The organism is Polynucleobacter sp. MWH-UH25E, from assembly GCF_018687095.1.
Lineage (GTDB): Bacteria > Pseudomonadota > Gammaproteobacteria > Burkholderiales > Burkholderiaceae > Polynucleobacter.
Genome location: NZ_CP061286.1, coordinates 1,534,764 through 1,555,309, shown reverse-complemented (window position 1 = coordinate 1,555,309; position 20,546 = coordinate 1,534,764). Strand labels below are relative to the sequence as shown.

22 protein-coding genes and 2 tRNA genes are annotated in these 20,546 nt (G+C 44.6%); 17 read left to right on the top strand and 7 right to left on the bottom strand.

The genetic code is table 11. The annotated features are described in order from the left end of the window. The first annotated feature begins 58 nt into the window (after nucleotides 1-58). The 4 genes from ICV39_RS08150 to glmM all read left to right on the top strand — a co-directional run bounded on the left by ICV39_RS08150 (nucleotide 59) and on the right by glmM (nucleotide 5,031). Nucleotides 59-733 carry an RlmE family RNA methyltransferase gene (locus ICV39_RS08150; protein WP_215389603.1) on the top strand — a complete coding sequence of 225 codons (675 nt, stop codon included), beginning with the start codon at nucleotides 59-61 and terminating at the stop codon, nucleotides 731-733. A gap of 147 nt (nucleotides 734-880) precedes the next feature. Continuing rightward, nucleotides 881-2,758, top strand: coding sequence for an ATP-dependent zinc metalloprotease FtsH (gene ftsH, locus ICV39_RS08145; RefSeq protein WP_215389602.1), 1,878 nt, complete (start codon nucleotides 881-883; stop codon nucleotides 2,756-2,758). Nucleotides 2,759-2,800: 42 nt separating this feature from the next. After that, nucleotides 2,801-3,640, top strand: a complete 840-nt coding sequence (gene folP, locus ICV39_RS08140; RefSeq protein WP_215390961.1) for a dihydropteroate synthase — start codon at nucleotides 2,801-2,803, stop codon at nucleotides 3,638-3,640. A 47-nt stretch (nucleotides 3,641-3,687) separates the two neighbouring features. Next, entirely contained in the window at nucleotides 3,688-5,031 is a 1,344-nt protein-coding gene (glmM, locus tag ICV39_RS08135; protein ID WP_215389601.1) for a phosphoglucosamine mutase, read from the top strand. 18 nt (nucleotides 5,032-5,049) lie between these two features. On the opposite strand, the gene ICV39_RS08130 is transcribed toward glmM, so the two are convergent. After that, nucleotides 5,050-7,080 (bottom strand): TonB-dependent receptor, encoded by a 2,031-nt coding sequence (locus ICV39_RS08130; RefSeq protein WP_251372662.1) that lies wholly within the window; start codon nucleotides 7,078-7,080, stop codon nucleotides 5,050-5,052. A gap of 140 nt (nucleotides 7,081-7,220) precedes the next feature. After that, on the bottom strand, nucleotides 7,221-7,589 hold the full coding sequence (locus ICV39_RS08125; RefSeq protein WP_215389599.1) for a hypothetical protein: 369 nt from the start codon (nucleotides 7,587-7,589) through the stop codon (nucleotides 7,221-7,223). Between the two features lie 60 nt (nucleotides 7,590-7,649). Between ICV39_RS08125 and ICV39_RS08120 the strand changes: the two genes are divergently transcribed. From ICV39_RS08120 to ICV39_RS08080, 9 genes are all read left to right on the top strand, one after another. Next, nucleotides 7,650-7,726: transfer RNA gene (locus ICV39_RS08120), tRNA-Pro, on the top strand. Between the two features lie 38 nt (nucleotides 7,727-7,764). After that, a tRNA-Arg gene (locus ICV39_RS08115) sits at nucleotides 7,765-7,841 on the top strand. A 149-nt stretch (nucleotides 7,842-7,990) separates the two neighbouring features. Next, nucleotides 7,991-8,905: an amino acid ABC transporter substrate-binding protein gene (locus ICV39_RS08110; protein ID WP_215389598.1), complete on the top strand. Its 915-nt coding sequence runs from the start codon at nucleotides 7,991-7,993 to the stop codon at nucleotides 8,903-8,905. 49 nt (nucleotides 8,906-8,954) lie between these two features. Continuing rightward, complete coding sequence (locus tag ICV39_RS08105; protein WP_215389597.1) at nucleotides 8,955-9,737, top strand: amino acid ABC transporter permease; 783 nt, start codon at nucleotides 8,955-8,957, stop codon at nucleotides 9,735-9,737. Nucleotides 9,738-9,768: 31 nt separating this feature from the next. Continuing rightward, on the top strand, nucleotides 9,769-10,437 hold the full coding sequence (locus ICV39_RS08100) for an amino acid ABC transporter permease (protein WP_215389596.1): 669 nt from the start codon (nucleotides 9,769-9,771) through the stop codon (nucleotides 10,435-10,437). A gap of 28 nt (nucleotides 10,438-10,465) precedes the next feature. Beyond that, a complete protein-coding gene (locus ICV39_RS08095; protein WP_215389595.1) occupies nucleotides 10,466-11,200 on the top strand; it encodes an amino acid ABC transporter ATP-binding protein in 735 nt (244 codons plus the stop codon). After that, nucleotides 11,200-11,598 (top strand): hypothetical protein, encoded by a 399-nt coding sequence (locus ICV39_RS08090; RefSeq protein ID WP_215389594.1) that lies wholly within the window; start codon nucleotides 11,200-11,202, stop codon nucleotides 11,596-11,598. The genes ICV39_RS08095 and ICV39_RS08090 overlap by 1 nt, the downstream gene beginning before the upstream one ends. Nucleotides 11,599-11,619: 21 nt before the next feature. After that, the gene (locus tag ICV39_RS08085) at nucleotides 11,620-12,300 is read left to right on the top strand and encodes a DUF3313 domain-containing protein (RefSeq protein ID WP_215389593.1); all 681 of its coding nucleotides are present in this window, start codon (nucleotides 11,620-11,622) and stop codon (nucleotides 12,298-12,300) included. A 34-nt stretch (nucleotides 12,301-12,334) separates the two neighbouring features. Then, nucleotides 12,335-13,231, top strand: coding sequence for an alpha/beta fold hydrolase (locus ICV39_RS08080; protein WP_215389591.1), 897 nt, complete (start codon nucleotides 12,335-12,337; stop codon nucleotides 13,229-13,231). A gap of 69 nt (nucleotides 13,232-13,300) precedes the next feature. Here ICV39_RS08080 and ICV39_RS08075 read toward each other — a convergent pair whose 3' ends face one another. The 4 genes from ICV39_RS08075 to wrbA form a co-directional block, all read right to left on the bottom strand. Continuing rightward, complete coding sequence (locus tag ICV39_RS08075) at nucleotides 13,301-13,486, bottom strand: hypothetical protein (protein WP_015420997.1); 186 nt, start codon at nucleotides 13,484-13,486, stop codon at nucleotides 13,301-13,303. A 91-nt stretch (nucleotides 13,487-13,577) separates the two neighbouring features. Then, complete coding sequence (locus ICV39_RS08070) at nucleotides 13,578-14,996, bottom strand: FAD-binding oxidoreductase (RefSeq protein ID WP_215389590.1); 1,419 nt, start codon at nucleotides 14,994-14,996, stop codon at nucleotides 13,578-13,580. Beyond that, on the bottom strand, nucleotides 14,993-15,385 hold the full coding sequence (locus ICV39_RS08065) for a DUF2069 domain-containing protein (RefSeq protein ID WP_215389589.1): 393 nt from the start codon (nucleotides 15,383-15,385) through the stop codon (nucleotides 14,993-14,995). The genes ICV39_RS08070 and ICV39_RS08065 overlap by 4 nt, the downstream gene beginning before the upstream one ends. Before the next feature lie 11 nt (nucleotides 15,386-15,396). Beyond that, nucleotides 15,397-15,996 (bottom strand): NAD(P)H:quinone oxidoreductase, encoded by a 600-nt coding sequence (gene wrbA, locus ICV39_RS08060; RefSeq protein WP_215389588.1) that lies wholly within the window; start codon nucleotides 15,994-15,996, stop codon nucleotides 15,397-15,399. 19 nt (nucleotides 15,997-16,015) lie between these two features. On the opposite strand from wrbA, the gene ICV39_RS08055 reads away from it, so the two are divergent. From ICV39_RS08055 to ICV39_RS08040, 4 genes are all read left to right on the top strand, one after another. Continuing rightward, entirely contained in the window at nucleotides 16,016-16,864 is an 849-nt protein-coding gene (locus ICV39_RS08055) for a YhjD/YihY/BrkB family envelope integrity protein (RefSeq protein ID WP_215389587.1), read from the top strand. Nucleotides 16,865-16,942: 78 nt separating this feature from the next. Further along, nucleotides 16,943-17,398 (top strand): CBS domain-containing protein, encoded by a 456-nt coding sequence (locus ICV39_RS08050; protein WP_215389586.1) that lies wholly within the window; start codon nucleotides 16,943-16,945, stop codon nucleotides 17,396-17,398. 43 nt (nucleotides 17,399-17,441) lie between these two features. Then, a complete protein-coding gene (gene aroC / locus ICV39_RS08045) occupies nucleotides 17,442-18,557 on the top strand; it encodes a chorismate synthase (protein ID WP_215389585.1) in 1,116 nt (371 codons plus the stop codon). Between the two features lie 12 nt (nucleotides 18,558-18,569). Beyond that, nucleotides 18,570-19,733, top strand: a complete 1,164-nt coding sequence (locus ICV39_RS08040; RefSeq protein ID WP_215389584.1) for an MFS transporter — start codon at nucleotides 18,570-18,572, stop codon at nucleotides 19,731-19,733. A gap of 18 nt (nucleotides 19,734-19,751) precedes the next feature. Here the strand turns inward: ICV39_RS08040 and ICV39_RS08035 are convergent, their stop codons facing one another. Next, entirely contained in the window at nucleotides 19,752-20,543 is a 792-nt protein-coding gene (locus ICV39_RS08035) for a peptidylprolyl isomerase (RefSeq protein WP_215389583.1), read from the bottom strand. Between the last annotated feature and the right edge of the window lie 3 nt (nucleotides 20,544-20,546).

The following is a 20,546-nucleotide window of genomic DNA, read 5'->3' as shown; positions in this document are numbered from 1 at the left end:
TTCTTTTTGCTTTAGGGTAAAGAAACAAGGAAAATATGCCCTTGAAAGTGATTACGTTGTGGCAAAGAATAAATTTAATAAAAGCTGGTTACAAGACCATTTAACAGACCCTTATGTGAAGATGGCCCAAAAAGAGGGTTATCGCGCCAGAGCGGTTTACAAGCTAAGCGAGATTGATGAGGAAGATCATCTCATTAAAGCTGGCATGACAATTGTGGATCTGGGCAGTGCTCCTGGTAGCTGGTCGCAATATGTACGCAATCGCTTAACCGAATTTGCCAAAAGCAATCCCGCTATTGAGTCTGGCAAGCCTGATGGTCAGATTATTGCGATTGATATTTTGCCCATGGAAGAGATTGCTGATGTGAATTTCATTCAGGCGGATTTCCGTGAAGATGAGGGTCTGGCTGCGCTTGAAGCATTGCTACCCAAATCAGCTGGTGGCAAGGTCGATTTAGTTCTGTCTGATATGGCGCCAAACTTGTCTGGTGTTGGGGTGGCGGATGCAGCAAGAATGGCTTTTTTGGCTGAAATCGCCTTGGACTTTGCTGTCGCACATCTAAAACCGGAGGGGGCATTGTTGATTAAATGCTTTAACGGTAGTGGTTACAGTCAAATTGTGGAGTCCTTCAAAAAGGTCTTCAAATCAGTGTCTTCCAGAAAGCCAAAGGCTTCAAGAGCTCGATCTTCGGAAATCTTTCTTTTGGGTCGAAACCTAAAACCACCTAAATAAGCCAATAAATTCAGCAAATAACCCCCTGATTTACATGGGTTTACTAAATAAATCTCGCTAAGGCCCTTGAAAAAGGCTGGTAGTAGAATCAAATACTTAGGTAGCGATTCGCTTTAACTCCTGGATCAATCCAGAAAAGGACTTATTTTGAACAGCAATATGTTTCAAAAAATCGGTGTGTGGCTCATTGTGGGCTTGGTCTTATTTACTGTTTTTAAACAGTTTGATAAACCCAAGGACCAAAACCAAGTTACGTATTCCCAATTTATGGATGACGCCAAGGCGGGCAAGATAAAGCGCGTTGATGTTCAGGGTCGCACATTGCAAGTGACCCCGGCTGATGGCAATAAGTATTCAATCATCTCTCCGGGCGATATCTGGATGGTTGGCGATTTGATGAAGTACGGTGTGCAGGTTACTGGCAAAGCAGAAGACGAACCTAATATGCTGGTTTCTGCTTTGTATTACCTCGGACCAACATTACTGATTATTGGTTTCTGGTTTTTCATGATGCGTCAGATGCAGGGTGGCGGCAAGGGCGGGGCATTTTCTTTTGGTAAATCAAAAGCACGCTTGATTGACGAGAACAGTAATACCGTGACCTTTGCTGATGTTGCAGGTTGCGATGAAGCAAAAGAAGAAGTTTTTGAGTTGGTCGACTTCTTAAAGGATCCACAAAAGTTTCAGAAGCTTGGCGGACGTATTCCGCATGGTGTACTCCTTGTAGGGCCTCCGGGAACTGGTAAAACCCTTTTGGCTCGTGCGATTGCGGGCGAAGCAAAGGTTCCATTCTTTTCGATTTCTGGCTCGGACTTCGTAGAAATGTTCGTTGGTGTCGGTGCATCTCGCGTTCGCGATATGTTTGAAAATGCCAAGAAGAATTCACCCTGCATCATCTTTATTGATGAGATTGACGCAGTTGGCCGTCATCGTGGCGCAGGTATGGGCGGTGGCAACGATGAACGAGAGCAGACCTTAAACCAAATGTTGGTTGAGATGGATGGTTTTGAGAGTAATAGCGGCGTTATCGTTGTTGCTGCAACTAACCGTTCGGATGTTTTGGATAGAGCTTTATTGCGCCCAGGTCGTTTTGATAGACAGGTTCATGTTGGCTTACCAGATATCCGAGGTCGTGAACAAATTCTTCAAGTACATATGCGCAAGGTTCCAATCGATCCTGATGTAAATGCAGCGGTTCTAGCACGCGGTACACCAGGGTTTTCAGGTGCTGACTTGGCTAATCTTGTAAACGAAGCCGCATTGTTTGCTGCGCGTCGCAATAAGCGCTCAGTTGACATGAAAGATTTCGAGGATGCCAAAGACAAGATTTATATGGGTCCTGAGCGTAAGTCAGCAGTGATGCGTGAAGAAGAGCGTCGCAATACGGCTTATCACGAGTCTGGTCATGCTGTTGTTGCTAAGGTTCTGCCCAAAGCTGATCCTGTTCATAAAGTGACCATCATGCCTCGTGGCATGGCACTTGGTGTGACTTGGCAATTGCCAGAGCATGATCGTGTAAATCTTTACAAAGATCGCATGTTGGAAGAATTAGCGATTCTTTTTGGTGGTCGTGCCGCAGAAGAAGTTTTCCTTAATTCAATGAGCACTGGTGCTTCAAATGATTTTGAACGCGCCACCAAAATGGCGCGCGATATGGTTACTCGCTATGGCATGAGTGATAGCCTTGGCACCATGGTTTATGTTGATACTGAATCAGAAAGTATTTTTGGTCGCAATAGCACCAAGACAGTTTCTGAGCTGACTCAACAGAAGGTTGATGCGGAAATTCGCACCTTAATTGATAGTCAGTATGCTTTGGCTAAATCCATCTTAGAACAGAATCGCGATAAGGTTGAGGCAATGGTTGCGGCTCTGCTTGAGTGGGAAACGATTGATGCTGAGCAGATCACGGACATCATGGAAGGTCGCCCACCCAGAGCTCCTAAACCTCCTCCAGCTACTCAATTTGGTAATTCTGCTGGAACAACTGGCCCAGTAGCTGGAAGCGCTCCCGCCACGGCCTAGATCTTCCAATAGTCTGTGACTGACAATATTGGTAAAAAAGAGATGCCCACAACTTGGCGTTGTGGGCGTTTCCTTTTTGACTTCTCAAAACGCAAGCGTCCCATTGTCATGGGCATATTAAATGCCACACCAGATTCATTTTCTGATGGCGGTAAGTTCCGATCAGCAAAAGATGCTATTGCCATGGCAGAAATCATGATTGCTACTGGCGTGGATTTAATTGATATTGGTGGCGAATCTACAAGACCGGGCGCTGAACCAGTTTCATTGCAAGAAGAGCTCGACCGTGTGCTTCCGGTAATAGAAGGTTTAAAAGGTTGCGGAGTCCCCTTATCAATCGATACTTACAAAGCAGAAACAATGCGTCAAGCCCTTCGGGCTGGAGTGGATTGCGTAAATGATATTTGGGCATTACGCCAGGAGGGCGCTATCGATGTCGTTCTTGAGAGTCCACACTGCGGAATAGTCCTAATGCACATGCAACGCGATCCGCTCACAATGCAATTTAATCCTGAATATCAAAATGTTCTAGCTGAAGTGATGCAGTTTTTGGAAGAACGTGCCAATCTTTTGATCAGCAAAGGTGTTGATTTCAACCGAATTGCTTTTGATCCAGGTTTTGGTTTTGGTAAGAGTCTTGAGCACAATATAGAGATGCTCGCCAAATTTTATTTCTTTTCAGAGGCGGGGTTTCCAGTGCTGGCTGGAATCTCCCGAAAATCAATGCTAGGTAAGATCACCGGCAAGGAAGCGGATCAGCGTCTTGCACCTAGTATTTCAGCAGCAATAATGGCTGCTGATCGTGGAGCTAGAATCATTCGGGTACACGATGTACCTGAAACTATCGATGCCTTAAAGCTATGGGAAGCAGTAAATACCTAAGATTTAGCTCTCTTTCCAAATTCCTCAAAGTTTTATAATCAATACTTATGAAAAAACAATACTTTGGAACTGACGGCATTCGCGGTGAAGTGGGCAAATTTCCGATTGTTCCGGATTTTATGACCCGTCTCGGCTATGCTGCTGGCAGAGTATTAAGTAGGGATGCAAATTCTAGAGAGCGTTGCAAGGTACTTATTGGTAAAGATACGCGCGTTTCCGGCTATCTCTTAGAGGCAGCTCTTGAAGCTGGGTTTGCTGCAGCAGGCGTTGATGTAATGCTGTGTGGTCCAATTCCAACCCCAGGCGTTGCATACTTGACAAAAGCGTTGCGTTTATCAGCCGGTATTGTGATTTCTGCCTCTCACAATCCCTATCAAGATAACGGTATCAAATTTTTCTCGGCTAATGGCGATAAGTTATCAGATGATTTTGAATTAGCAATTGAAGCTGAACTTGAAAAACCGATGGGTTGCGTTAGCTCAAAAGAGTTGGGTAAAGCATTTAGATTGGATGATGCCGCTGGACGCTATATTGAATTTTGCAAGTCCACCTTTCCTGGCGATCTCAATTTAAAGGGATTAAAACTGGTTGTAGACTGTGCTAACGGCGCTGCATATCACACTGCACCCCATGTTTTCCATGAACTTGGAGCGGAAGTAATTTCGATTGGCGTCAATCCAGATGGTCGCAACATTAATGATGGCTGTGGTGCCACTGCGCCAGAAGCGTTGATAGCGAAGGTTAAGGACGCCAAGGCAGATCTTGGCATTGCGCTGGATGGCGATGCGGATCGTTTGCAGATGGTTGATGCTTCCGGTCGGTTGTTCAATGGCGATGAGCTTTTGTATGTGTTGGCTAAGGACCGATTAGACCGGGGGCAAAAACTAGGCGGTGTAGTCGGTACTCTGATGACCAATCTAGCGGTAGAAAACGCCATTAGAAGTTTGGGCATGGGATTTGAGCGGGCAAATGTTGGCGATCGATATGTAATTGAGTTGCTTAAACAAAAGGGCTGGATTATCGGTGGCGAAGGTTCTGGACACTTACTTTGCCTGGATCAGCACTCTACTGGTGATGGCACGATAGCTGCGCTGCAAGTATTGGCAGCCATGAGTCACAATAAAAAGAGTCTGTCCCAACTATTGGATGATGTAAAGATTTTCCCCCAAGTGCTTTTAAATGTGAAATTCAAGACCGGCTATAACTGGAAAACGGATGAAACATTAAGTAAGCAGATTCAGTTAGTTGAAAAAGAGCTGCTGGATATTGGCAGGGTGCTGATAAGGGCATCTGGCACAGAACCACTGCTTCGCATTATGGTTGAGACTAAAGATGTCAATGTTGCCATGAGAACAGCTAAAAGTATTGTTGACCTAGTTCCAACTAGTTAATTTTCTTTGCCTTATTTACTAGAAAGCAGCGCGTACACCCACCATTAAGCTTCTACCTGGTTGTGGAGCATAGAGTCGTACAGCCATAGGTGACGTTGCATATCGTATATCTTGATTCAGTAAATTCTTCAGCGCTAAATAGCTAGTCCAATTGATTTTCCCAATTCGCTCAGTGTAGGAAAGGTTTGCATTTACCAGGTTATAGCTTGGTGTTGGCCCGATTTCCCAGTTGGCTAAACGGTTTTGTTGATAGCTGTAAATATAGGTTGCGCTGCTTTGCCATCCATTACGTTGATAGGCCATTTCCGCGCCTAAGCGTGGTGCCGGTTGTAGAGGTAAATTTCCTCCAGCATTAAAGCTGCCTTGTGACACATCACCAAAAATGCGACTACCAATTCCTGTTTGATTCCAGTTATAGGATAGCTCGCCCTCTGCGCCCCTGATGTTGGCATTCGCTTGCGAAGCCTGAACAACGGAAAAGTTCTCGTTTGTTGTGCTGTATGAGCCAGTGTAGTAGCCATAAATGTAATTCGTAAATTGGTTGCGATAAAGGCTGACTTTGCTACGAATATCACCCAAAGTTTTCTGGAAACTAAGTTCAACATTGTGGGATGTTTCAGTGCCTAAATTGGAGTTTCCAATATCAAACGTGGCCGTCGAGTCGTGAGGCCCGTAGGAATATAGTTCTTGTGGTGTCGGTGCTCTTTGCGAAACGGTATATGCTAGGCCAAGACCGTAGCCTTTCGCAAGGTCATACATTCCACCAGCTGAATATGAAAACAAATTGAATTGTCGATTCTGAATACTTGGTGGCCCATATATATTTGGCACAAAACCCTGTGAACTAGGGTTGGGAAACTGAGTTGCCGAGTTTGGGTTTTGCGCTGCATAACCGTAGCGAGCGCCTAAGCTGGTTTTCAAGTCACCGTAGCGTCCTTCTTCAACCAAAAATAGGGCGCTTGCATTGGATTTTGTTTGCGGGACGATGGCATAGTTATATGTAGTCAAATCAATCACATTCAGCGTTGCGCCAGTCACTTGGGCACCAATCACGCCCTTTGATCCAAGCCACTGTTTATGGGCCAATTCCAATCGCGCTTCTGTGGCGGCGTTATTCCATTGGGTAGAGGCAATGCCGTTATTGGTAAATTCAGTATGTTGATAGTTAGTGTTTGCTGCGCTGAACTTTAGGGAGGTAAACCCATCAAATGGATCATTTGTCTGATGGGCCAGGTCGTAGCGATTTTGGGATTGCTGTATGAACCCACCTTCGGCTGTAGGTATGCCGTAGTTGTGATTCATTCTCTCTAATGAAACCCCGGTGTAGCCATCATTTCGAATATACGAGGCACCAAGACCTAAACTGTTCTGATTACTAAATGAAAAAGGGAGTTTTCCACTGTAGGGAACGTTTACAGGCTTGCCTGGATTGATCTCCCAGTTCGCATTTGGTCCACCTTGCTCTGCATAACCAGGAATTTGATAGTTATTCGAGTTGCTGATAGTTGAATCAAGATGTAAAGCTAGGGGGCCGGCTGGTGCATCTAGCTCAATATTGCCTGTTTTGCCTTGATTTACGGTTTCATAACTCGCATTCATTGCGCCAGACAATGCGTCGGGCAACGTGGTTACGATCCGATCATTTAATACATTCACTAAGCCGCCACTAGAGCCAGAGCCGTACATTAAAGCAGCTGCGCCACGTAATATTTCGATCTGATGAGTATTTTGCATCGGGTTAGCTACAGCGTGGTCTGGAGAAATGCTTGATACATCGCCAACAGAGAGACCATTTTGTAAGATTTGCACACGAGCACCTTCAAGCCCCCTAATTACAGGTCTCGAAGCCCCAGATCCATAACCTGTAGCCGATACTCCTAGTTCATTTGCAAGCGTAGAACCCAGAGTTTTGCCAAGCTTATTTTGCAGCTCATCTCCAGCTAGCACTTTATTTGGTGATAAGAACCCCTGACCATCATCGCGAGAGCCGCTGACATTGATCTGCAATGCCGTATCAAGGTCATTTTGCGACCAAACATTCGCACTCATTAAGCATGATGTGATTAGCGAGATTGCAACAAGATAAGTTCGGAAATGCTGAAAATACATACTTCATCCATATTCGCCAAATTATTGGCGATTAGTAAACAATTAAAACCAGAATTAACGATCTGGTTTGAGCTTAGTGTTTAGGGGATGAAGGAAGGAGGTGCTTGCGATTGATACGCAATCAGAGTGGGCGCATCTACTTGTACAGCATTTCCCTGATGGCTTATGGCTTGTATATGTTTTGCTAAAGGCGCAGCAAAATAGCTTGGCGGAATGCAGCCAGCTAACGTTAATGCATCAAATAGATGGCAGACATCTGAGTTATGAGCAGTGGTAGCTATGCTTGCCGCAGTGGTGCTTTCGCAAACAGTTTGCTTTGAGAGACCAACGTGAGAAACGCTGTGATTAAGGCCCACCCAATGTGTTCCCAATATGCAAAATGCCAGCAATAAGACCGCAACTACGGCCTGTATCTGCTTATTCAATTTGCTTGAAAAATGGGCACTCATGTGCGGAATATTACAGGATTTGCCTGAAATAGCCCTGTCGGTGTAGAATGTTGATTCCGTCGGAGTGTAGCGCAGCCTGGTAGCGCACCTGCTTTGGGAGCAGGGGGTCCAAGGTTCGAATCCTTGTACTCCGACCATTTTCTCTATTTAGTTCTGATATAGACCCAGCCAATATCTGCCCATAGCTCAGCTGGATAGAGCAACGGCCTTCTAAGCCGTAGGTCGCAGGTTCGACTCCTGCTGGGCAGGCCAAAGTTTCTTTATTTCAGCTTTTTCTCTCAGCTCTGGTTGAAACCCCGTAAATTCATGCAAAAATCCTACGTTAACCTATAAATTTGCTATAAATGCAGGTGTATCCATATCACCATATAAAAAAGTGCGGTAATTAAAGGAGAATTTCTATGAAACGTATTTCAATGGTTAAGGCAGGTTTGATTGCTGCTGGTTTATTGCTCGCTAGCATCAATGCTCAGGCGGCAAGCCAAACATTAGACAAAATGAAATCCACTGGTGCCGTAACAATGGGTGTGCGTGAATCATCTATCCCCATGTCATACACCACTGGCGACAGCCGTTTTGATGGTTACCACGTTGAAATTTGCCGCATGATTTTAGGTGACATTAAAGATAAGTTGGGCATGAATACTCTACGCATCAACTATCAGCCTGTTACTTCACAAAATCGTGTTCCTTTGGTTCAGAACGGTACGGTTGATATCGAGTGCGGCACCACAACTAACAACACAGCTCGCGCAAAGGATGTTGGGTTTGCAAATACGCTCTATGTTGAAGAGGTTCGTATTGCTGTAAAGGCAAACTCTGGAATTAAATCGATTGCAGACTTAAATGGTAAGAAAGTAGCTACCACTACTGGAACCACCTCTGTTCAATTACTCCGCAAACACGAAAGAGCTACTGGCGTTAACTTTGATGAAGTGTTTGGTAAGGATCACGCAGATAGCTTTCTCTTATTAGAATCAGGCCGTGCTGATGCATTCGTAATGGATGGGTCTATTTTGGCAGGCAATATTGCTAATTCCAAGAATCCTAAAGATTACAAAATTGTTGGTGAGGTATTGAGCACTGAGCCTATTGCCATTATGGTTCGCAAAGATGATCCTGAATTTAGAGCTGCAGTGAACGCTGCTATTGCTAAGATCGTTGCAAACGGTAACATGCCAAAGCTTTGGAATAAATGGTTCTTGTCACCAATTCCTCCAAAAAATATTGTTGTTGGCCTTGAGTTATCACCAGCAACTAAAAATGCTTGGGCAAATTTGAATGACAAGCCAGCCGAGGATTACAACAAGAAGTAATTTCAATCGCTTTTATTGAAAATCATTTCATCTTGATACGATTGGGACTATGGATCTAGGAATATTTTGTAAGGGCACGTTAGACCAAGAGCCTGTTGAACATTGTTTTTCGGCCTTGTTTACCCTTGGAAAAAATCCAGATCCAAGCTACTTGGATTGGTTAACGAAGGCTTGGGGCTGGACCTTAGCGGTTGCAGCCCTTGGTCTTTTTCTTGCTTTAATTCTAGGGGCAGTCATGGGTACCTTACGTACCTTGCCGCCTGATAATAAGTTAAATAGATTCTTGGTACGTTTTTCAACAACGTGGGTTGAGCTATTTAGGAATATTCCAATCTTGGTGCAGGTATTTCTTTGGTACCACGTTGTTCCAGCATTCATTCCTGTATTGAAATCTTTCCCATCATATTTGTTGGTCAGTATTGCTTTAGGTTTTTTTACCTCGGCTCGTATCGCGGAGCAGGTTAGGGCGGGTATTCAGTCTTTACCTTCTGGGCAAAAGTCTGCCGCCACCGCCTTGGGTCTCACCACTTTTCAATCCTATCGCTACGTTATTTTGCCAATGGCATTACGTATTGTGATTCCGCCGCTGACATCTGAGAGCATGAATCTCATTAAAAATTCCTCTGTTGCTTTTGCAGTCTCGGTGCCTGAGTTAACGCTCTTTGCGATGCAGGCGCAAGAGGAGACATCGCATGGGGTGGAAATTTATTTAGCGGTAACCTTGCTTTATGCCTTATCAGCCTTTGCGGTGAATCGTGTCATGGCATATATCGAGAAGCGTTCACGTATTCCAGGCTTCATTGTTGCTAATTCAGAAGCAGCGGCACATTAATGATCACAGCCTTTATTCAAATGGTGTCAGCATGTTGAGCTTAGATTTAAGTTTCTATAACTGGGAGCTCTTCACGAACTATATCTTGAAGGGTCTTCTCTTCAGTGTGCAGTTAACTGTTATTGCTACTGTTGGTGGAATTCTCGTTGGGACATTTCTTGCATTAATGCGTTTATCTGGTAAGCCTGCATTAGCTTATCCGGCAACCATCTATGTCAATACGATGCGATCCATTCCATTAGTCATGGTAATTCTTTGGTTCTTCCTATTGATTCCCATGTTAATTGGTCGGCCGATCGGCGCTGATTTATCGGCAACAATTACCTTTATTGCATTCGAAGGCGCATTCTTCTCAGAGATTGTTCGTGCAGGTATTCAGTCTGTACCAAAGGGGCAGGGATATGCAGCGCAGGCCCTGGGGATGACCTATAGTCAGAATATGCGCTTTATTGTTTTACCGCAGGCATTTAGAAACATGATTCCTGTCTTTATGACGCAGACCATCATTTTGTTTCAAGATACCTCGTTGGTTTACGCAATTGGCGCTTATGACCTATTAAAGGGCTTTGAAATCGCCGGTAAAAATTATGGTCGACCAATCGAGACCTATATTTTGGCTGCATTTACATACTTCATTATTTGTTTTTCACTTTCTAAGATTGTTCGTAAAGTGCAATCGAAAGTGGCAATCATTCGCTAATTTTTTAATGTCCACACCATAATTCATCATGATTGAACTTCAAAACGTTTCTAAGTGGTACGGCGACTTCCAAGTCTTAACGGATTGCAGCACCTCAATCAAGAAAGGTGAGGTTGTAGTTATCTGCGGTCCCTCTGGATCCGGTAAATCAACCCTCATCAAAACGATCAATGCATTAGAGCCTTTCCAGGCTGGACAAATTATTGTTGATGGCACGCCTTTGCACGACCCAAAGACTAATTTGCCTAAATTGAGGGCGAGGGTGGGTATGGTGTTTCAACACTTTGAATTGTTCCCGCATTTAAGCATTACAGAAAACCTCACTTTGGCACAAATGAAGGTATTGGGTCGTACAGCTGACGCCGCCAAAACTCATGGATTGAAATACTTAGAGCGCGTTGGCTTAATTGCGCACAAAGATAAATTTCCAGGCCAACTCTCTGGTGGACAACAGCAACGTGTTGCCATTGCTCGTGCATTGAGCATGGATCCCATTGTGATGTTATTTGATGAGCCCACCTCAGCACTTGATCCAGAAATGGTTGGTGAAGTTCTGGATGTGATGGTGAAGCTGGCAAATGAAGGTATGACAATGTGTTGCGTTACCCACGAAATGGGTTTTGCTCGCAAGGTAAGTAATCGTGTGATTTTTATGGATCAAGGCCGCATCATTGAAGATTGCCCTAAAGAAGAGTTTTTTGGCAATCCAGATGCGCGATCTGATCGCGCTAAAGATTTCTTGTCTAAGATTTTGGCGGGATAGTGTTAAACCTATCTTTGCCGAATGTTTTGAGTATTAAGTTCTGCATAACAGTTACTCTGGGTATTTGCATTACTGCTTGCTCAACAGCAAAACTAGAGGCTAGATTAGAAGCCAATCCTCAGTGTAAGGATATCGTGAATCCAAAGACTGGTGCTGTTATGCCATGTCCTGGATCTGATAAGGCGTTTTATAAATCAGTAGGACTAGAGGCAGCTAAACCAGCTCAAACCGCCGCAAGCGCGCCATCTGTTACCCAAAATTCAACTCAATTGTCATCTGAGGCCACTACTGCAGCTGCAGTTACTCCAAACCACTCTTCTCAAGCTACATCAGCAGACTGCAAGCCATCCTTACATAAAAAGACCGGCGGGATTCTGCCGTGCCCATCTCCTAATTAGCCCTCTCTTTAAAGAATATATATGCGCATCAATCATCGACTTTCTTTTGTGGCACTCATTATTACTGTCCTTGTGGCATGTAGTAATACTCCAAAGCTAGCATCAGAGCCAATGCCGCGATCCGGTTTTCTTCCCAATTACGCCTTATTGCAACCTGTAAGCATTATCCATACCGATACTCGCATTTGGAGATATCGCAAATCTGGAGTTAGCCCGACAAGTTATACAGCGGTAATTTTGGATCCCATTTACTTAAATCAAAGTGCAACAAAGGAAATTTCGCCTGAGGCGATTTCTCAAGCTCAAATTGCATTGCAAGATTCAATGGTTGCAGCGGTGAATGCTCGTGGCAATGTAAAAATTGTGACAAGCCCAGGTCCTGGCGTTGCTCGATTTACAGTTGGCATCACAGGTGCAGAAAGCTCAACTGATAGCTTGCAACCATGGAATTTCACTCCTATTGGTCTTGCAGTAAGTGCAGCTACTTATGCTGGTGGTGTGAATTCGAAAACACCAGCATTACTAGTGGAAAGCAAAATTACTGATAGCCAAACTAAAGAATTATTGGGCGAAGGGTTGGTCACCGTGCAGGGCGAATCTTTTAGGACTGCTTCAGGCTCGGTTGATTCGTTTATTGAGATGGCAAAAAAGGTTGTACGCGTTGCAATGGAGGTTTCTGCAAACGCTACTCCAACTAAATAATCAGCCTCTTATTTTTATTAAAATTTCATAACCTATGGCCGTTACTTTTCCAGGCTTTGAACAAAAGCAAGTTACCGTCTCATCGGATGATGGGCCTGTTGAAATCGCTTGTTTGGTTGGTGGCACTGGGCCAGCATTGCTTTTGTTACATGGCTTTCCACAGACAAAAGCAATATGGCATCAGGTAGCCCCGGAGCTTGCAAAATCTTTTACCGTTGTAGCTGCTGATCTTCGTGGATATGGCGCATCCTCTAAGCCGCATGGCAAACCTGATCATTCCACTTACTCCAAGAGGTCTATGGCAAAAGACCAGCATGACCTAATGAATGCATTGGGTCACAAGCATTTTTATGTTTTGGGTCATGATCGAGGAGCAAGGGTGTCACATCGCCTAGCGATAGATTTTCCGCACAGCGTTCTCAAGCTTATGCTTTTGGATATTTCGCCGACATTAACAATGTATGACAAGACCACAATGGCATTTGCAAGGGGTTATTGGCATTGGTTCTTTTTGGTTCAGCCTGAACCGGTACCCGAAACCATGATTGGTGCAAATCCAGAGTATTGGCTGAAGAATCACATGGGGCGTCATGCTGGTACAGGAATTTTTTCGCCTGATCGATGGTCTGAGTATCTTGCTGGAGCAAGCAATCCACAAAGCATGCATGCGATGTGCGAAGACTACCGCGCTGCTGCAACAATAGACCTTATTCATGATCGCGCGGACCGCAAGGACGGCAGAAAGCTAGAAATGCCGGTTCGAGTTTTATGGGGTGAGCATGGGCTGGTGAATCAGTGTTTTGCCCCTGTTGATGATTGGCGGGAGGTTTCACATGCAGAGGTCACCGGTAGGGCGATAGCTTGTGGGCATTACATCCCAGAAGAGCTTCCTGAGCTCGTTATCCAGGAAGCAATAGATTTCTTTCGGTAGAAAATTCAGCTTAGTAAGGAAAATCCCTAAATAAATCATTTATTTAGGGATTATGGCATTTGATTTTGCTTATTCTGGATGGAAATTGTTGCTAGCCATGAAGCTGATGGTGCGCTCAAAACCCAGAATTCGGATGTAACGCCATGCGATATCACGGTATTTGCTGTCTAAATAGCCAATCGCAACCTCAGGGGTCCTCTTGGATAGGTCAATTTGTTGAATAGCACGGGCCCAACGTTTAAGTCTTGTTGACATATTTGCCACCTCCATACCCCTTTAACGCAACAAAAAGGGTTTGGGATGACAAGAATCACAAATAAATCTGAAAAAAAGGGGGCTGAAGTCTTTAAATAGACACAACCTTGTGGGGATTCAGAAGATTTTGGGGGTCTAGAGCCTTTTTTACGCTTTTCATGAGTTCATGGGCAACTTCGCCCTTATGAGCCCGTAAACCCTCTAATTTGAGCTGCCCAACCCCATGTTCAGCGGAAATTGATCCTTTAAAGCGCTCTACTTGGGCGTAGACCATCTCATGAATAGGTTTTTCGTTTAAGCGATTGAACTCCTTCGGCTCAACCCCATCAGGGGCGGCGATGTTGTAATGCAGATTCCCATCACCCAGATGTCCAAAATTGATAATGCGCACACCTGGATATTGAGTTCTGATCAATGCATCAGTCTCGCGCATAAAGTCATCCAAAGCAGATAGGGGGATGGTGATGTCATGCTTCAGGTTTGCGCCTTCTTCTGCTTGAGCAAGCGTGATGTGCTCGCGCATATGCCAAAACGCATTTGCTTGAGATAAATTGCTAGCAATAACTGCATCGGAGATTAGTTCGGATTCAAATGCTTCCTGCAATATATCTTCCAAGAGTTGCCGAACATGGGCCTCGCTCTCATGGTCTGATAACTCGATCAACACCGTATATGGTGGATTACCTTTCAAAGGATTTGCCTTCTGAGGAAAATGCTTTTCAGTGAGGACGAGCGATTCATTGGTCATCATCTCAAAACCGGTTAGCAGTGAAGTAGCGCGTTTTTGGAAAAGATTGAGCAGGGCAATTGTTGAGGCAACATCGTCGGCTGCCACAAGGGTTGTCCATTGAGAAATTGGCAACGGGTACAGCTTCATTACGGCTGCAGTAATAATTCCCAGAGTGCCTTCAGACCCAACAAAAAGATCACGAAGATCATACCCTGTGTTGTCCTTACGTAAACCTTTTAAACCATTCCAGATTTCACCTTTTGCGGTAACCACTTCAAGACCCAAACAGAGATCGCGAGTATTGCCATAGCGCAATACATTTGTGCCGCCAGCATTAGTGGCCAAGTTTCCGCCAATCATGCAGCTTCCTTCTGCACCCAGGCTTAATGGAAACAAAAATCCTTTTGCTGCTGCAGCTTCTTGAATATTTTGCAGAATGCAACCAGCCTCTACAGTAATAGTTTGGTTTGCTTCGTCTATCTCTAGAATGGAATTCATGCGCTTGAAATTCAAAACGATCTGATTTCCGGTTTGATCGGGTGTGGCAGCGCCGCAAAAGCCCGTGTGACCACCTTGAGGAACGATGCAAATCTTATTGGTCGCACAAAGCTGAACTATCTGGGCAATCTCTGAAGAAGTGCGTGGAAGAACGATTGCAAGTGCTTTACCAGTGTAGCGTTTACGCCAATCAGTAAGGTAGGGCTCTTTGTCATGATCGGCTGTTAAAACATATTGCTGATCAATGATTTGTGATAATTGTTCTAGGAATTTATCTGTCATGAAGACGATTCCTTGTTATTCTTTGCCAAGTTTTTTGCTTCCTTCTTGATTGGTTTCAAGTAAATTAAGAGGCAAATAAAAGCGGTAGTTGCTAAAACCGTCTCCAACAATGCCAACCAAAAATTTGCACCACTTTCCATTATCCTGACTAAGCCCTCGGTCACGAAGAGCAATATCATCATTGATGCCCATTGCATGGTGTAAACCTTGCCTTTCCATATTCCCGGAATTGCAAATAAAAGGGGGATCCCCTTCAATATGAGCCATGAGCCACCTGGGCGCAGTGGGGAAATAAACCATTCCCACGCAACGCACAAAATAAAAAGATCTACGAATGCCGCTGCAGCAAGTAATTGGTATGGGTTTTTGTTGAGAATGAGTTTATCCATTGCCAGTTGATCTAACCAATCAGTTTTAAAGCTGTCAAAGCAAGGCGCTTACCTTGTGCCTTGGCTAGCCTTGCTTCCTCTGGGCTAATAGGAGCACGACCATCAGCATGCGCATGATGAGTTACACCATAAGGACTGCCACCAGTGGTTGATGACATGAGATCTGGCTCACTATAGGGTAGACCCAACACCATCATGCCGTGATGCAGCAGTGGGATCATCATTGTTAGTAGGGTGCTTTCTTGGCCGCCATGCATGCTTCCCGTGCTGGTAAATACACAAGCCGGCTTTCCAATTAAGGAGCCGCCCATCCATTCTGAAGAGCTACCATCCCAAAAATATTTCATTGGCGCTGCCATATTGCCAAACCGAGTAGGGGAGCCCAGAGCTAGGCCTATGCAGTCTTTTAAATCGGAATACTCTACATAAGGCGCCCCATCAGTTGGTACAGATGGTTCTGATGTCTCACAAACGGTGGATACAGCAGGAACAGTTCTGATTCTTGCATTGACCCCCGGAACAGTCTCAATTCCCTCGGCAATCAGCCGTGCCAGTTCTTTGGTGGCTCCATAGCGGGAGTAATACAAAACTAAAATGTCATGATTATTCATAGTCTTTTATGATACGGCGATGCGTCTAATTCGTAACCCCCAATTATGGCTCTCTCTTGCAAAAGAGATCTGGGAGGGTAATCGCGACCAAAAACTCAATCAAATTGCCGCTAGTCTGGCCTACACCACGATTCTTTCTTTGGTTCCCATGATAACGATTGCAACAATTTTGATCGGGTATTTGCCCAGGGTGATACAGGTTAAGAATGCATTTAAAACTTGGTTGCTAGATACTTATATGCCAGGCGGCATCAATCAACAAGTATTTATCTATCTGGATCAATTCTCAGCTCAAGCCAGAGGGCTGACGCTTTTGGGTATTGCTGGGTTATTTGTGACTGCCATCATGACCTTATCTGTTATCGAAAAGGCGTTTAATCAAATTTTCAAAGTTAATCGAAGTCGACCTTTATTTAAAAAGGTGCTGATTTATTCTGCAGCCACGTTTCTTGGGCCAATTCTTCTTGGTGCTGGCATTTACCTTAGTGGCGCTTTATTCAGCGCTACCGAAGGCTGGACAGAAGCTCTGTCAATAGGATTTAGCTTAGTAGCCACAATTGCCCCGATTGTTTTGGCGGTATTGGTATTCGCAGTGGTTTATAAAGTTTTGCCTTATTCGCAGATTCTGTGGAAAGACGCAATCTCTGGGGCATTGTTTGCTGCTATCAGTTTTGAGCTCATGAAGTTTGGTTTTGCTTTGTTTCTCACCCACACCGCGTTCTATAAGACGGTTTATGGAGCCTTTGCCATATTTCCTTTGGCCTTACTCTGGATCTATTTGACGTGGTGGATTACTCTCGCAGGAGCCGTCCTGGTGGCCAATCTACCCGCCATACGAAGTGGCGTCATTAGGGTTATTCGTTACTAAAACGAAGACTTAAACCCTTGATTCAGCAGATAGTTGGGTCTATATTGAGTCTATAAATCCACCGCATTCGGAGACAAAATGAAAGTTCGGGACATCTTACGCGTTAAAGGGAGCACTCTATTTACGGTTGCACCAGACACTGCATTGCAAACAGCGGTGCTCGTGATGAGCGAACATGATATTGGCTCTTTGGTTGTTATGGAATATGACAAGCTCGTCGGCATCTTAACCTTCCGCGAAGTGATTGCAGCATTAGCCAAGCATCATGGCAAATTGGATGGTTTGCAGGTGAGATCCGTCATGAATCAAAAGCCCCTGACTTGCAATATGGAAACCGAAATTGATGAGGTACGTCGCATGATGCTGGTTGACCATGCTCGCTACTTGCCTGTAATGGACCAGAAGGTGCTCATGGGCGTCATCTCCTTCTATGACGTAGCAAAGTCAGTTGTAGAGGCTCAAGATTTTGAAAACACCATGCTCAAGGCCTATATTCGTGACTGGCCTGAAGATGCAGAAAAAACGACAAATTAAGGCTTTCTAGTCCAAGATTTCCGACAAATGACATAATGTTGATATGTCAGGAAATACATTAGGCCTTCTCTTTACTGTTACTACTTTTGGCGAATCACACGGTCCAGCAATTGGGGCAGTGGTGGACGGTTGTCCTCCGGGCATGTCTTTAACAGAGGCAGATCTACAGGTTGATCTAGATCGCAGGAAGCCAGGAACCTCTCGTCACGTTACACAGCGCAAGGAAGAGGACAAGGTAGAAATACTTTCTGGAGTTTTTGAGGGAAAGACCACTGGTGCACCAATTGGCTTACTCATTCGCAATACAGATCAACGTAGCCAGGATTACGGCGATATATTGCAAACATTTCGTCCTGGCCACGCTGACTATGCATATCACCATAAATATGGCCTAAGAGATCCTCGTGGCGGTGGAAGATCTTCTGCTCGCTTAACCGCTCCAGTTGTTGCCGCTGCGGCAATTGCAAAAAAATGGTTGCGTGAACAATATGGCACTGAGTTTTATGGCTTCATGAGCCAGCTTGGAGAAATTGAGATTCCGTTTATTGATGCTGCTCATATTGAGGCAAATCCTTTTTTTGCCGCAAACAATCAAGTCATTCCTCAATTAGAGGCTTACATGGATGAACTGCGTAAAGCTGGGGATTCTTGTGGGGCTCGCATTGAGGTGAGGGCGCGTAATGTACCCATTGGCTTAGGTGAGCCTTTGTTCGACAAACTTGATGCTGATATCGCTCATGCCATGATGGGCATCAATGCCGTCAAAGGAGTTGAGATCGGCGCTGGATTTAAGTCGGTCGCTCAAATGGGTAGCGAGCACGGCGATGAATTGTTCGCTGATGGATTCTCCTCAAATAATGCCGGTGGGACTTTGGGTGGCATTAGTACCGGTCAGGATTTGCGGGTATCTATTGCAATCAAGCCAACTTCTAGCATTATGAGTCCTAAGCAATCAATTGATTTGCAGGGGAAGCCTATAACCGTCCAAACCAAAGGCCGTCATGATCCTTGCGTAGGCATTCGTGCAACACCAATTGCAGAAGCCATGCTAGCACTAGTTATCATGGATCATGCATTGCGACATCGTGCACAGTGCGGTGATGTCAAGTTAGATCTTAAGCCAATTCCCGCTGCGAGACCAGGCGCAACACGTGATTAATTGATTGCTTAAATGACGCCTGTTCTTCGCTGGGCCTTCGGGTCCTTTTTCTTTTTATATTTTGCTTACGTAGGCTTGGTTTCTCCTTATGCAAGCCTTTTCTTTTTAGATCGCGACTTTAACGTTATTGAAATTGCAGTGCTGATGTCTATGCTGCAAATCACCCGAATTGTGGGCCCATTTAGCTGGGGATGGCTTTCAGATTACCTGTCAAATCGCATCGGCATCATCAGGGTCTGCGCCTGCATAGCGGCGCTGGTGTTCCTGTGCATTTTTTATATACAAACCTATATTGGCTTTTTCATTTGGATGTTTGTTCTACACACTATTTTGAGTAGCCAAATGCCTTTGGGTGAGACTGCAACTATCCACGCCTTATACAAAGACAATTCTTTTGATAAACGTTATGGGCGCTTGAGATTATGGGGCTCTATAGGTTTTATAGCGATGGTTCTCATTGCAGGCGAGTTATTCCAGCACAAAGGAATTGAGCTGTATCCCTATGTTGGTACTGTAATTTTATTTGCACTGGCGGCAATTACTTTTTGCCTTCACGAGCCTAAAATGGAACGTCGCAAAATGGTCAAGGGTGAGCTGTTCGCGGTGCTACTGAATCCTGATGTGCGTTGGTTTCTAGTTTCAGGCTTCTTTATGATTTTTGCTCATGCATCTTTGTATGTGTTTTATTCGCTTTATCTATCAAACTTGGGCTATGATAAATTTCAGATTGGGCTATTTTGGGCTCTGGGTGTTGCAGCAGAGGTTCTCTTCTTCTATTTCCAAAACAAAATACTTAGTCGTGTTGACTCAGAAGTCATTCTTCAAGGCGCTTTTGGTGTCGGGGTAATTCGATTTATTTTGATTGCATTCTTTCCAACAGCCATAGTACTTATTCTCGCTCAGCTCATGCATGCTGGAACTTTTGCCGCTCACCATAGTGCCGCAACTAAACTTTTGCAACGTTGGTTTACGGGACCATTGCAAGCAAGAGGGCAGGCCATCATGGCGACCGTATCCTATGGCTTAGGCGGGACGATTGGGGGATTGTGTGCAGGCTGGATATGGGACTTATTTCAGCCTAGAGATGTCTTTGTAATGTCCGCACTTGCTTGCGGTATAGCGGGTATGGCGATTCAGAAACTTCGACCTCGCCGATACCCATCTAGAAAAGCGTAACTACTACTATTGCTACCTTTATTGAACCCTGGCTTTAGAGCGCAGTTTTTGCATCATTTCTGCAAATTTAGCCTTTTGCCAATTCTGATCTGAGGTAATCATTTGCTTTAACTCAGCCTTGAGTTCATCAAAACTAGGTGCCTTCATATCTCGGGAGTCGACCATTTTGATAATGTGCCAACCGAATTGAGATTTCACCGGCTTATCAGTAACTTGACCATTTTTAAGCTGCACCATTGACTTGGAAAACTCTGGAACAAGCGACTTTTCAGTAACCCAGCCTAAATCACCGCCATTTGGCGCAGAGCCAGGATCTTTTGACTTGGACTTTGCAATATCCTCAAAATTTCCACCAGCCTTGATCTGGGCGATGATGGCTTTCGCATCAGCCTCTTTTTCTACCAAGATGTGTTCAACATGGTATTCCTTACCGGTGTATTGATTCTTAACAGATTCATAAGCGGCTTTTAGTTCAGCCTCTGTAACACCTTCTTTTTCAACATAATCCTCAAAAACAGCAGCAACTAATATGCCAACTCGAGACTGTTCTAATTGTTCACGAACTGATTCTTTTTGAATAACGCCACGCTTATCTGCTTCCTGAAGAATGAGTTCTTTGGTAACCAACATTTCACGTGCTTGATCGCGTACTTGAGGATTGTCAGGCTGGCCTGATTTCTGAACCAATTTATCAAGCTGCGCTTTAGGAATGGCTTTGCCATTCACAATAGCAGCGTTTTGAGAAAATGCAGATGTAGAGATAAGGGCGGCAATAGTGCTAATGGCTAGAAAGTGACGATTTTTTAACATGTT